This window comes from Dyella humi (assembly GCF_044904605.1).
GTDB classification, from domain to species: Bacteria; Pseudomonadota; Gammaproteobacteria; order Xanthomonadales; family Rhodanobacteraceae; genus Dyella_B; species Dyella_B humi.
In genome coordinates this window covers 829,762-843,218 of sequence record NZ_JADIKI010000023.1, presented here as the reverse complement: position 1 = coordinate 843,218, position 13,457 = coordinate 829,762, and the positions used below count along the sequence as shown (strand labels likewise).

Annotated in this window: 8 protein-coding genes and 1 pseudogene; 7 read left to right on the top strand and 2 right to left on the bottom strand. The window is 61.1% G+C overall.

Annotation, left to right across the window (positions count from 1 at the left end; translation table 11 throughout):
- Positions 1 to 8 precede the first annotated feature (8 nt).
- The 6 genes and pseudogenes from ISP18_RS15035 to ISP18_RS15010 all read left to right on the top strand — a co-directional run bounded on the left by ISP18_RS15035 (position 9) and on the right by ISP18_RS15010 (position 10,012).
- Positions 9 to 3,245, top strand: a complete 3,237-nt coding sequence (locus ISP18_RS15035; protein ID WP_380013590.1) for an efflux RND transporter permease subunit — start codon at positions 9 to 11, stop codon at positions 3,243 to 3,245.
- A 217-nt stretch (positions 3,246 to 3,462) separates the two neighbouring features.
- Positions 3,463 to 4,083: a transcriptional repressor LexA gene (gene lexA, locus ISP18_RS15030; RefSeq protein WP_380013587.1), complete on the top strand. Its 621-nt coding sequence runs from the start codon at positions 3,463 to 3,465 to the stop codon at positions 4,081 to 4,083.
- Positions 4,083 to 4,682 (top strand): annotated as a pseudogene (gene imuA / locus ISP18_RS15025) (translesion DNA synthesis-associated protein ImuA); the annotation flags it as partial. The gene lexA and the pseudogene imuA, both read left to right, overlap by 1 nt.
- Positions 4,683 to 4,907: 225 nt before the next feature.
- Positions 4,908 to 6,323 carry a Y-family DNA polymerase gene (locus tag ISP18_RS15020; RefSeq protein ID WP_380013584.1) on the top strand — a complete coding sequence of 472 codons (1,416 nt, stop codon included), beginning with the start codon at positions 4,908 to 4,910 and terminating at the stop codon, positions 6,321 to 6,323.
- Positions 6,320 to 9,397 (top strand): error-prone DNA polymerase, encoded by a 3,078-nt coding sequence (locus tag ISP18_RS15015; protein WP_380013581.1) that lies wholly within the window; start codon positions 6,320 to 6,322, stop codon positions 9,395 to 9,397. Before ISP18_RS15020 ends, ISP18_RS15015 begins: the two co-directional genes overlap by 4 nt.
- A 21-nt stretch (positions 9,398 to 9,418) precedes the next feature.
- Positions 9,419 to 10,012 carry an alpha-ketoglutarate-dependent dioxygenase AlkB gene (locus ISP18_RS15010; RefSeq protein ID WP_380013578.1) on the top strand — a complete coding sequence of 198 codons (594 nt, stop codon included), beginning with the start codon at positions 9,419 to 9,421 and terminating at the stop codon, positions 10,010 to 10,012.
- A 112-nt stretch (positions 10,013 to 10,124) separates the two neighbouring features.
- Here ISP18_RS15010 and ISP18_RS15005 read toward each other — a convergent pair whose 3' ends face one another.
- Positions 10,125 to 11,303, bottom strand: a complete 1,179-nt coding sequence (locus tag ISP18_RS15005) for a phosphoglycerate kinase (RefSeq protein ID WP_380013575.1) — start codon at positions 11,301 to 11,303, stop codon at positions 10,125 to 10,127.
- A 126-nt stretch (positions 11,304 to 11,429) separates the two neighbouring features.
- Between ISP18_RS15005 and maiA the strand changes: the two genes are divergently transcribed.
- Complete coding sequence (maiA, locus tag ISP18_RS15000; RefSeq protein ID WP_380013572.1) at positions 11,430 to 12,089, top strand: maleylacetoacetate isomerase; 660 nt, start codon at positions 11,430 to 11,432, stop codon at positions 12,087 to 12,089.
- A gap of 193 nt (positions 12,090 to 12,282) precedes the next feature.
- On the opposite strand, the gene ISP18_RS14995 is transcribed toward maiA, so the two are convergent.
- Entirely contained in the window at positions 12,283 to 13,401 is a 1,119-nt protein-coding gene (locus ISP18_RS14995; RefSeq protein WP_380013569.1) for a PilT/PilU family type 4a pilus ATPase, read from the bottom strand.
- Between the last annotated feature and the right edge of the window lie 56 nt (positions 13,402 to 13,457).

Here is a 13,457-nt window from a genome sequence, read left to right as displayed (position 1 = left end):
GTATCGTCATGTTAGGGCTGGTTCGCATTGCGCTAGCGCGTCCTTATACCTTTATCGTCCTCGCACTCTTCATCTTGATCGTGGGGCCGCTGGCGGCGTTGCGCACACCGACGGACATCTTCCCCAACATCGGCATTCCGGTGATCAGCGTGGTGTGGACCTACAACGGCCTATCGCCCGATGCGATGTCCGGCCGCGTGATCTACTACTACGAGCGGCAGCTCACCTCCACCGTTAGCGACATCGAACACATCGAATCGCAGTCGCTGCCGGGCATCGGCGTAGTAAAGATCTTCTTCCAGCCGGGCGTAGATATCCGTACCGCTACCGCGCAGGTCACGTCGATCTCGCAGACCGTGCTCAAACAGATGCCACCGGGCATCACGCCGCCGCAGATCATCAACTACAACGCCTCGACCGTGCCGATATTGCAGATGGCTTTGTCGGGCACGCAATTGTCCGAGCAGAAAATCCGCGACGTCGCGCAGAACTTCCTGCGTCCGATGCTGGTGTCGGTGGCTGGTGTGGCGATCCCCACGCCTTACGGCGGCAAGCAGCGGCAGGTGATGCTCGATCTTGATCCGCAAGCACTGGCAGCCAAGGGGCTCTCGGCGCAGGACATCGGCAATGCGTTGGCCGCGCAGAACCAGATCGTACCGGTGGGTACGATGAAGATCGGCCAGTACGAATACACCGTGAATCTCAACGACAGCCCGCTGGCGATCGACGAGCTAAACAGACTACCGATCAAGACCGTCGACGGTGCCACCATCACTATGGGTGAAGTGGCGCATGTGCGCGATGGTTCGCCGCCGCAGAACAACGTGGTGCGCGTGGATGGTCATCGCGCCGTGCTGATGCCCTTCCTGAAAGGCGGTAATGTCTCCACGCTGGATGTGGTGGCGGGCATCAAAAAACTCCTGCCGCTGGCCAAGGAGACGTTGCCGCGCAACCTGCACATGAAGCTGATGGGTGACCAGTCGATCTTCGTGCGTGGCGCCATTGCTTCGGTGGCGCGCGAAGGCATCATCGCCGCGCTGCTGACATCGGTCATGATTCTGGTGTTTCTCGGCAGCTGGCGTTCCACCGTTATTATCGCCGTATCGATTCCGCTCGCCGTGCTCTCGGCCATTGCGCTACTGGCGGTGTTTGGACAGACACTCAACGTGATGACCCTGGGCGGCTTGGCACTGGCCGTCGGCATCCTGGTCGACGATGCCACCGTCACCATCGAAAATATCAACTGGCATCTGGAACGCGGCAAGGACGTCGAGACGGCGATCATGGATGGCGCCAAGCAGATCGTCACGCCGGCTTTCGTGTCGCTGCTGTGCATCTGCATCGTGTTCGTGCCGATGTTCATGCTCAACGGCATTCCCGGCTTTTTGTTCCGGCCGATGGCGCTGGCGGTGATCTTTGCGATGGCATCGTCGTTCGTGCTGTCGCGCACTCTAGTGCCTACGATGGCGATGTACCTGCTCAAGCCTCACATTACGGAAACGGGGCAGGGCGATCATCCGGAAGATCCCTTCATCAACCATCATGAAGGCGACCAGCATCCGCCGATCCGGCGCGGACGGTTGCGGCAGGCGTTGGTGCTGTTCCAACAGCGCTTCGAGCAAGGGTTCACTAAGGTGCGCGACGCTTACTACGGCACGCTGGCGCTGGCGTTAGGCACGCGGCGCAAATTCGTGCTCGGCTTTCTCGGAGCGGTGGTCGCGTCGTTCGTGCTGGTGCCATTCCTTGGGCGCGACTTCTTTCCGTCGACGGAAGCGGGCGCCATCGCCATCCACGTGCGTGCACCGGTGGGTACGCGCATTGAAGATACCGCGGCGGAATTCGATCGCATCGAAACCGCGATACGTCGCGTGGTCCCACCCGATCAGCTCGATGGCATCATCGACAACATCGGCCTGCCGTTGAGCGGCATCAATATGGTCTACAACAATAGTGGCACGATCGGTCCGCAGGATGGCGACATCCAGATCCTGTTGCAGCCGGATCACGCTTCGAGCGCCGACTTCGTGAAAACCTTGCGCGAGGTGCTGCCACGCGAATTTCCTGGCACCAGCTTCGCATTTCTGCCGGCCGACATGGTGAGCCAGATTCTCAACTTCGGCGCACCGGCGCCGCTGGATGTGAAGATTTCCGGCGCGAATAAGGCGGCCAATCAGGTTTACGCGATTCACCTGCTACGCGCCATGCGCGCGATCCCCGGCATTGCCGACGTACGTCTGCAGCAATCAACGGGCGCGCCGCAGTTGAATGTCGACGTGGACCGCGTGCGCGCGGACGAACTGGGCATTACCGAGCACGACGTCACCACCAGCATGGTTGCCTCGTTGGCGGGCAGCCTGCAGGTGGCGCCGACGTTCTGGCTCAATCACGCCAATGGCGTTTCCTACGCAGTGGTGGCGCAGACACCGCAATACCGCATGGACACGCTGGCGGATCTACAGAGCTTGCCGATTACTTCTTCGACCAATGGCGCCAAGCAGGTGCTGGGTGCGCTGGCCACCATTCGACGCACGTCGAGCCCCGCCGTCGTCTCTCATTACAACATCGCACCGTCGTTTGATGTGTATGCCTCAGTGCAAGGGCGCGATCTCGGCGCCGTATCCGACGACATCCAGCACGTGCTCGATCAAGCGGCGAAGGATCGGCCACGCGGCTCGATCGTGCGTCTGCTTGGTCAGGTGACGGCGATGAACGCGGCATTTTCCGGTTTACTGTTCGGCTTGCTGGGTGCGATTGTGTTGATCTACATGCTGATCGTGGTGAACTTCCAATCGTGGCTGGATCCCTTCGTGATCATCACGGCCTTGCCGGCGGCATTGGCGGGCATCGTGTGGATGCTTTTCATCACACACACGACCTTGTCCGTGCCGGCACTGACGGGTGCGATCATGTGCATGGGTGTGGCGACGGCGAACTCGATTCTGGTAGTGAGCTTTGCGCGCGAGCGTCTGGCTGAGCATGGCGATGCGATGAAGGCGGCGCTGGAAGCGGGCTTCACGCGCTTTCGCCCGGTATGCATGACGGCGCTGGCCATGATCATCGGCATGCTACCGATGGCGCTGGCGCATGAGCAGAACTCACCGCTGGGCCGCGCGGTAATTGGCGGTCTCCTATTTGCCACCTGCGCCACGTTGCTGTTCGTGCCGGTGGTTTTCAGCATCGTGCACGGCCGCGAGCAGCGCGCCACGCATTTGAACTCCGCTCCAGGATTTCCCCATGTCGCGTAACTACAGGTCTTGCAGAAGCCGCAGCGTTTGAAAGCGACCGCGTCCGCAACGAAGCGGGCACGCTAATGCCTGGCGCGCTGTGTAGATTGAAAGCGAACTCCAATACCGGCGCTAAGCGGGGCTGAAAGCTCATGAAATACGCGTGCAAGCCGTCCGTTGCGTCCTAGAAAGGGCAGGGCACTTCATTTTCACCAAAAAAGGTGAAAAGATGCGCCCCATGACCCTCCAGCTCACCAGTCGCCAATCCAACATCCTCGCCTTCATTCGCGAGCGGGTAGAGCGCGACGGCGAGGCGCCCACGCTGGAGGAAATCGGGCAGGCGATGGGCATCCCGAACGTGAGTGCGGTGCTCAAGCACGTGCGCTCGCTGGAGGCGAAAGGGCGGCTGGTGGTCGAGCCCAACCGCGCGCGCGGTATCCGGCTGGTGCAGGAGCAAGACCCGCTTGCCGCCGATACGCTGGATCTGCCCCTGATCGGTCGCATTGCAGCGGGCGAGCCGATCTTTTCCGAGTCCCGCGTGGAACGCAGCCTGCGCGTATCGCGCTGGCTGTTCCGCCTGCAGCCGGATTACCTGGTGCGGGTGATCGGCGATTCCATGTGCGATGAAGGCATCCTGGATGGCGACCTGGTTGCTGTGCATGCCACGCCAGTGGCGCGACACGGCCAGGTGGTGGCGGCGCGCGTGGCGGGCGAGCGCTTCACCATCAAGCGGCTGTACTGGAAAGGCGAGGTGATCCGCCTGCTGCCGAACAGCCCCGGCTATCAGCCCATCGATCCCGATCCCACTGAAGACTTTGCCATCGAAGGACTGTTCGCAGGTCTGGTAAGGGGCACCTGATGGGCACCGTCGTTGCCTTGTCGAACCTGCTGGAGGCACGGCAGGTTTGGCGCGGTCGGGCATTGCCGCCGGCGGAGGGTGGGCAGCCCACTGGCTGGCCGCTGCTCGATGCTGCCTTACCCACGCTCGGCTGGCCGGAAGCATCGCTCACGGAAATCCTGCTGCCGGCCGACGGCATCGGCGAGCTACGCCTGGTGTTGCCGACATTGGCGCGCCTCACACAAGGCCAGCGTCCGGTCGTGTTGATTGCGCCGCCATATGCGCCATGCGCGATGGGCTGGCGGCAGCAAGGCGTGAATCTGCAGCGCGTGGAAATCGTCGATGCGGACGAAAAGCACGTGCTGTGGGCCGCAGAACAATGCCTGCGTTCCGGCAGTTGCGCGGCCGTGCTGGCGTGGCCGCAACAGGCGGACGATCGCAGCTTGCGCCGTTTGCAAGTCGCCGCGGATACCGGGCGTGCATTGGCATTCGTGTTTCGCGACAGCCGATACCTGGCGAATGCTTCGCCGGCGGCGTTGCGGTTGGAACTCACTGCGCAACCGCAGCCGTCGATCTGGGTGCGCAAATGTCGTGGTGGCAACGTGCCGCTGCATCCCATTCCTTTTGAGCAGCACGCAGCAAACCGTCCTCTCTCCGTGCGTAGCTATCTACACCCATGCGAGGAGCCGCTCCCTCCCCTGCTTGCAGGGGAGGGTTGGGGTGGGGTCAGACACTTGCCGGAGACTTTCCCGCAAGAACTCACCCCCTCCCAACCTCCCCCTGCAAGCAGGGGGAGGGGCTTGTTCGCCGCTTTGGGTGGAGAAGAGGGGTAATGGTGATTGTTTATGCTGTGGGCCTGCATAGCATTGCCGCACTTGGCACTGGATGGTGTCCTCCGCCGTCGCGCCGATGACAGCCCGCTGGTGCTGGTGGATGGTCCCGCGAATGCGCGCTGCGTCGTAGCCGCGAATGCTTCAGCGCATGCCGCAGGCCTGCACGTTGGCCAGCGTCTGACTGCCGCGCAAGCCTTGCTGGCGCAATTCGAAGCGATCCCTTACGACCCTGCAGAAGCGGATCGCTGGCAATGTTTCCTCGCCGGCGTGGCCTATCGCTACAGCTCGCAAGTGGCGTTGCTGCCGCACGCCATCGTGTTGGAAATCAGTCGCAGCCGCAGTCTGCTTGGCGATTGGGCAGAGATCGAACGCAACCTGCGCAGTGATCTCACTAAGCTTAGCTTTCGCCATCGCATCGCCGCCGCACCAACACCACATGCCGCGCACGTGCTCGCAGGTATGAATGATGGGCAGGCCGTGCTTGCGCAGGAAGCCATGCAGCGTGCACTCGATGTAGTGCCGTTGCAGCAAAGCCATTTGCCCGGCCAGGCGGTGGATGCGCTGCCACGTATGGGCATCCGTCGCCTGGGCCAGCTGCTACGCATGCCGCGCGATGGACTGCAGCGGCGTTTCGGCGCTGAACTGCTGCAGGCCATCGATCGTCTGCTGGGCGATGCGCCGGCAGGCCTGGAACTGTATGTGCCGCCCGATGCGGTGGATTGGCGCATCGAGCTATCGCACGAAGTGGAGAACATCGCCGCATTGGTGTTTCCGCTGAAACGCATGACGAGTGATCTTGCGGCCTATCTCTCCGGTCGCGATGGCGGCGTGCAGCGCTTTGCATTGAAACTGGAACATCGCGAAGGCAAGGCGACCGACGTGCCGGTAGGCATGCTCTCGCCCGAACGCGATGCCAACGTGCTGTTCGAAGCCGCACGCGGACGCCTCGAACAGGTGCAACTGCCGGCGCCCGTGTTGTCGCTGCGCTTGATCGCCGACGATCTTCCCGGCTTCGTCCCCACCGGCCGCGATCTGTTCGACGAACGTCCCGCCAATGCGCTGCCGTTCGAGCAGTTGCGCGAACGCCTGCGTGCGCGGCTGGGTGATCGCGCGGTGTATCACTGGGGCACCACGATCGATCCGCGTCCCGAACACTCGCAACGCGTCACCACGCAGGATGAGCGTTTCATCGAACCGCGCCCACGTCCCACTTGGCTGCTGGATAAGCCCATTCCATTGCGTGGCGCGCTGCGTATCCTCGCCGGCCCTGAGCGCATGGAAACCGGCTGGTGGGATGGTGGCGAGATGCGTCGCGACTACTACATTGTGGAAACGGTGCAAGGGCAGCGTGCCTGGGTCTATTGTGTGCCGGGCGAGCATGCGCCAGACGAACGAACGGGCTGGATGCTGCACGGGTGGTTCGCATGAGCGATTACGCGGAACTCCACTGCCTGTCGGATTTCTCGTTTCAGCGCGGCGCATCCAGCGCGCGCGAATTGTTCGAGCGCGCCAACGATTGCGGCTACATCGCGCTGGCGATCACCGACGAATGCTCGCTCGCTGGCATCGTGCGCGCCTGGGAGGCTTCGCGCGATACGAAAGTGCCGTTGATCGTCGGCACGGAAATCCAACTGGCCGACGGCCCCAAGTTGGTGCTGTTGGCGGAAAACAAACAAGGTTATGTCTCGCTATGCCGCCTGATCACGCAAGGGCGTAGGGGTTCCGAAAAAGGCGAATATCGCTTGACCAGGGCGAACATGGCCAGCGGTGCGCCGGGCACGTTGGTGCTTTGGATTCCCGAGCGCGAACCCAGCCGCGAGCATGGCGCATGGGTGAAACACATCTTCGGTGACCGCGCCTGGCTGGCGGTGGAACTGCATCGCGATAGCGACGACGATGCGCGCTTGGCCGAACTCGAAGCACTGGGCGAATCGCTGCAGTTGCCGCGCGTCGCGAGCGGTGACGTGCACATGCACGTGCGCAGATGCTTGCCGTTGCAGCACACGATGACGGCGATTCGTTATCGCATGACTATTGCTGAAGCGGGCTCCGTACTGTTTCGTAACGGTGAACGGCATCTGCGGCGACGCTCCATGTTGGAGCAGATATATCCAAAGGCCATGTTGGATGAGAGTGTGCGCATTGCCAAGCGCTGCACGTTCTCGCTGAAAGAAGACTTGCATTACCAATACCCCAAGGAGCTGGTTCCGGAGGGTTACACAGCCATGCAGTGGTTGCGTCACCTTGTAGCCAAAGGTGCCGCCTGGCGCTGGCCGCAAGGTGTGCCGGAAGAGATTCAGGCCGATATCGAGCATGAGCTGAAACTGATCGAGAAGAAGGAATACGAAGCCTTTTTTCTTACCGTGGACGATATTGTGCGCTATGCGCGAAGCCAGGGCATTCTCTGCCAGGGACGCGGTTCGGCGGCCAATTCCATCGTGTGTTTTGCGCTGGGCGTGACGGATGCCGATCCAGCGAAGGTGAAGCTGCTGGTGGAACGTTTCATTTCCGTGGAGCGCGACGAGCCACCCGATATCGACGTCGACTTCGAACACGAACGGCGCGAGGAAGTCATCCAGTATGTCTACAACAAATACGGTCGCGAACGCGCCGCGATCGCCGCCACAGTCATCACTTACCGCACCAAAAGTGCGGTGCGCGACGTGGTCAAGGCCTTAGGCTTGCCCGAGGATCAGATCGACAAGCTCAGTCGCTGTTTCTTCCGCCTGGGCGATGCTTCTTTGCACGCCCGTCTGCGCGAACAGGGCTTCGATCCCGATGCGCCCGTAATGCGCAAGCTCCTGGCATTGACCGCGCAATTGCTCGACAAGCCACGCCATCTGAGCCAGCACGTTGGTGGCTTCGTGATCCACGACGCGCCGTTGCACGAACTGGTACCGGTGGAAAACGCGGCCATGCCCAACCGCACCATCATCCAGTGGGACAAGGATGATCTGGACACTATGGGCTTGCTCAAGGTCGATTGCCTGGCGCTGGGCATGCTGACTTGCTTGCGCAAATGTTTCGGTCTGGTGGAGCACCATCGCGACAAAACGCTGGATATCGCGACGATCGAACCAAACGATAAAAAGACATACAAAATGATCCAGCGCGCCGACACCATCGGCATATTCCAGATCGAAAGCCGCGCGCAGATGGCGATGCTGCCGCGACTCAAGCCCGCCAATTACTACGATCTGGTGATCCAGATCGCGATCGTGCGGCCCGGCCCGATTCAAGGCGACATGGTGCATCCGTATCTACGGCGCCGGCGTAAGGAGGAGGGCATTACATACCCCTCCGAGGCAGTACGTCCGGTGCTCGAACGCACGTTGGGTGTTCCGCTATTCCAGGAACAGGTGATGAAACTGGCGATGGTGGCGGCCGGTTACTCAGCGGGTGAGGCAGATGAATTGCGTCGTGCCATGGGCGCATGGAAACGCCATGGTGACATGGAGAAACATCACGAAAAGCTTGTTACCGGCATGTTGGCGAGAGGCTACACACAGGAATTCGCCGAGCAGATCTTCAATCAGATAAAAGGCTTCGGCAGCTACGGTTTTCCCGAAAGCCACGCCGCCAGCTTCGCCAATCTCGCCTATACCAGCAGTTGGCTGAAATGCCACGAGCCTGCTGCCTACGCCTGCGCACTGCTCAATGCGCAGCCCATGGGCTTCTATGGCCCCAGCCAGATCGTGCAGGATGCGCAGCGCCACAACGTTCGCGTGCGACCGATGGATGTGCGCTACAGCGAATGGGATTGCACGCTGGAACCAGACGCAGATAGCGAGGGCGGGTTGGCTCTGCGTCTGGGATTGCGCCAGCTGCGTGGCTGCAGCGAGAAAGCGGCGGAGCGCATTGCTGTCGCGCGCAACATGGCCGCTTTTCGTGATGTGGTCGATCTTTGCACACGCGCCGAACTGGATGCACGCCACCAGGGTCTACTCGCCGATGCCGGCGCTTTGCGCGGTTTGGCTGGTCATCGTCACCGAGCGCTATGGCTTACTTCCGGCGTGGAATCTCAACTGCCGCTGTTCGGTCGCGCCAGTCCGCGCGAGCAGGACATCGTGCTGCCGCTGCCCACACCGATCGAAAACATGACGGCCGATTACGCGCACAGCGGATTGAGCCTTGGACCGCACCCGCTGAAGTTGCTGCGCAGTCGCTTGCGTGCGGAACGATATATGGATTCGCGCAGCCTGCAGAAACTGCCGCATGCTTCGCGTGTGCGCACCGTGGGGCTGGTCACACAACGTCAGCAGCCGCAGACGGCAAGCGGCGTCACCTTCATCACCCTCGAAGACGAATTCGGTCACGTGAACGTGGTGGTGTGGAACCACATCGCACAAACCCAGCGTCGCCCCTATCTGGAGGCGCGCCTGCTGGCGATCGAGGGGCGTTGGGAGGCGGTCGATGGCGTAAGTCATCTCATCGCACGGCGTCTGCACGATCTCAGCGGTCTGCTGGCGGAGCTGGACGCGCGCTCGCGCGATTTTCATTAAAACACTTATGTTGAGGCACTTATGCAAACGCTACTTTTCGAACAGGGCGTGCAAAGGATTGCCGACGACATCACAGGACCGATCACTTATTACCCCGATGTCATCGCGCCTGCATTGGCCGCCACCTGGTTCGACGCCTTGCGCGAACAGGGTGATTGGCACGAAAGCTCGCGCATGATGTATGAGCGCCTGGTGGGCGTCCCACGTCTGCACTGCCATTACGACATCGCTCATCCCGCATTGCCGAAGGTGCTGCGTGATGCATTGGTAGTGGTGAAGCAGCATGTCGATGCGCCGTTCAACAGCATCGGCCTTAACTGCTATCGCGACGAACACGACAGCGTGGCGCCGCATAACGACAAATTGCACGAACTGGTGCCGCATCAACCGATCGTGCTTCTATCGCTGGGCGCGTCGCGCACCATGGTGATCCAGCGCAAAAAGCCGCCGCGCCTGAAGACTGAGCTGGAACTGGAAGCCGGCAGCTTGTTGTTGATGGGATGGAATGCGCAGTTGCATTACGACCACAGCATTCCGAAGTTACGGCAGCCGGTGGGGATGAGGATCAGCGTGGCGTTTCGCGTGCGGCCGGGGAGAGTCGATAAAATTTGGTAACCAAACGGCCGTCATTCCCGCGAAAGCGGGAATCCATTTTGTTCTTGGACGAAAGGCGACAATGGATTCCCGCTTTCGCGGGAATGACGGCCATGTGGGTTGCGTAGTGATGTTACTTCGCTGCCCGCGCCCTCAAAGCTGCCACTGCCGGCAACTCCTTACCTTCCAGGAATTCCAAAAACGCACCACCACCGGTGGAGATATAGGAAACCTTGTCCGCAATGCCGTACTTGTCCACGGCCGCCAGCGTGTCGCCGCCGCCGGCAATGGAGAACGCCTTAGAATCGGCCACCGCGTGCGCCAGCACTTCCGTGCCCCTGCCGAACGCATCGAATTCGAACACGCCCACCGGACCGTTCCACACCACCGTACCGGCCTTGGCGATCAGCGCGGCGTACTGCTTCGCAGTTTCCGGGCCGATATCGAGAATCATCTCGTCGTCCTTCACCTGGTCCACGGCTTTTACCGAGGCCGGTGCGTGCGCGGAGAATTCCGGCGCTACCACCACGTCCACCGGCATCGGCACTTCGGCGCCGCGACGCTTGGCGTCGGCCAGTACTTTCTTGGCGGCTTGCAACAGATCGGGTTCGTACAGCGAGTTGCCTACCGTATAACCGGCGGCGGCAATGAAGGTGTTGGCAATGCCGCCACCCACGATAAGTTGATCCACCTTGCCGATCAGGTTTTCCAACAGCGTGAGCTTGGTGGATACCTTGGAGCCGGCCACGATGGCGAGCAGCGGATGCGCGGGGTGCTCCAGCGCCTTGCCGAGTGCATCGAGCTCATCGCACAGCAGCGGGCCCGCTGCGGCGATAGGTGCAAATTTGATCACGCCATGCGTGGAAGCCTGCGCGCGATGTGCGGTGCCGAAGGCATCCATCACGAACACGTCGCACAGCGCGGCATATTTCTTGGCCAGCGTTTCATCGTCCTTGCCTTCGCCGACATTCATGCGGCAGTTTTCCAGTACCACCACTTCGCCGTCGGCAACATCGACGCCGTCGAGGTAATCGGCCACCAGGCGCACTGGCTTGCCGAGGTGTTCGCCCAGCCACTGTGCCACCGGCGCGAGCGAGGATTCGGCATCGAACTGACCTTCCTTCGGGCGACCCAGGTGCGACATCACCAGCACCTTGGCGCCGGCATCGCGTGCGGCCTTGATGGTGGGCAGCGAAGCATCCAGGCGCTGTGTGGAGGTGATGCGACCGTTTTCGATCGGCACGTTCAAGTCTTCGCGGATCAGCACGCGCTTGCCGCGTAGGTCGAGATCGCTCATGCGGGTGATGGTCACGGGAAAACTCCTGGCAGCTTGATGAAAGTCGGCACCGAGGCCGGAACCGCGTATTGTCCCGCCCACCTTGCGGCGATGCAAACGGCGCGGGTTTAAACTGAAAAGGTCATTTCCAGGGAAAGGCCCATGTCTTCCGATCTCGTTCTTTACAGCTACTGGCGATCCAGCGCGGCCTTCCGCGTGCGCATTGCGTTGAATCTAAAGGGCTTGCGTTACGAAACGCGGGCAGTGCACCTGGTGCGCGACGGCGGCGGGCAGCATGCGCCGGATTACGTGGCACTCAATCCGCAGGAACTGGTGCCGACGCTGGTCGATAGTGACAAGGTGATGACGCAGTCGATGGCGATCGTCGAATACCTGGACGAAACCCATTCGCATCCGCCCTTGCTACCAACCGATGCGGCAGGGCGGGCTCGTGTGCGCGCCTTGGCGCAAATCGTCGGCTGCGACATCCATCCGATCGGCAACTTGCGTGTGCTACAGCGGATCGGCGCGCAGTTCAGCGCGGACGACGAACAGAAAGGCATCTGGATGCGACACTGGATCGCCATGGGTTTCCAGGCCATGGAAACGATGTTGGCAAACAGCAGGGACACTGGTCGCTATTGCCATGGCGATACGCCGGGCCTGGCCGATCTATGCCTGGTTCCGCAGGTGTACAACGCGCGGCGTTGGAAGATGTCGTTGGATGAGTATCCGACGATTGTGCGTATCGATGCTGCGTGCGCGGAGTTGGATGCGTTCCATGCCGCGATGCCGGAGCAGCAACCGGACGCACCCAAATAACCCCATGGCCGTCATTCCCGCGGAAGCGGAGGCGCTTTTCAACAGCGAAGCTGGTCAATCCATTTCACCTTTGACCTAAGAGCAACATGGATGATTCGCTTCGCTCACCCCTACGGGGCCGTCCTCCGGACGTTCTCCGCGCTTCGCGCTACGTCCCGCTTTCGCGGGGATGACGACCGGTGAGACTACGGTTTTAGAACCCCAGCCCGTACGGATCGTTACCGGCAAGCTCCGCCGTCTCCGCATTGCCGCCGCCTTCTGCCAAGCGGATCTTCAACGCCAGACCATCGCGCGAATCGGCCTTTGCCAGTGCTTCTTCCAGCTCGATGCGGCCGCTCTTGTACAACTTGTAGAGCGACTGGTCGAACGTCTGCATGCCTTCCTGCAGGCTGCGGTCCATGGCTTCCTTTACTTCGTGGATCTGCCCGCGGCGAATCATGTCGCGGATCAGCGGCGTATTGAGCAGCACTTCCACCGCCGGCAAGCGACGGCCGTCCTTGCCGCTGACCAGGCGCTGGCTGATCACCGCGCGCAGGTTCAGCGCGAGGTTCATCAGCACGTTCTTGTGTGCCGATTCGGGGAAGAAGTTGAGGATGCGTTCCAGCGTCTGGTCGGCGTTGTTAGAGTGCAGCGTCGCCAAGCACAGGTGACCGGTTTCGGAGAAGGAGATCGCCGCTTCCATCGTGTCGGTATCGCGGATCTCGCCGATCATGATCACATCCGGCGCTTCGCGCATCGCATTGCGCAGGGCCTCGTGATAAGTGTGCGTATCCAGGCCCACTTCGCGCTGATTGACGATCGACTTCTTGTGACGGTGCAGGTATTCGATCGGATCCTCGATGGTGAGGATGTGGCCGGACGAATGGCTGTTGCGTTGGTCGAGCATGGCCGCCAGCGTGGTCGACTTACCCGAACCCGTCGCGCCCACCACCAGGATCAGGCCGCGCGGTTCCATGATCAGGTCACGGAAAATCGGCGGCAACTGCAACTGGTCGATGCTGGGAATCTCGCTTTTGATCGCGCGGATCACCATGCCCACTTCGCCGCGCTGCTTGAACACGTTGATGCGGAAGCGGCCGGCCTCTTTCACCGCCAGCGCCATGTTGAGCTCCAGGTCACGTTCGAACTGTGGTACCTGTCCCTCATCCATCAGCGAATAGGCGATCTTTTTCACCATGCCGCTGGGTAGTCCGGTGTTGCCGAGCGGGTAGAGCTTGCCCTCGACCTTGATGTTCACCGGGGCGCCCGTTGTCAGGAACATGTCCGATGCGCCCTTGTCCACCATCAGTTTCAGGAAATAACCGATATCCACCTTAAAGTTCCCAAATTTTTATACGTTGCATTCAAGGATTATGCCTGCCCACAATA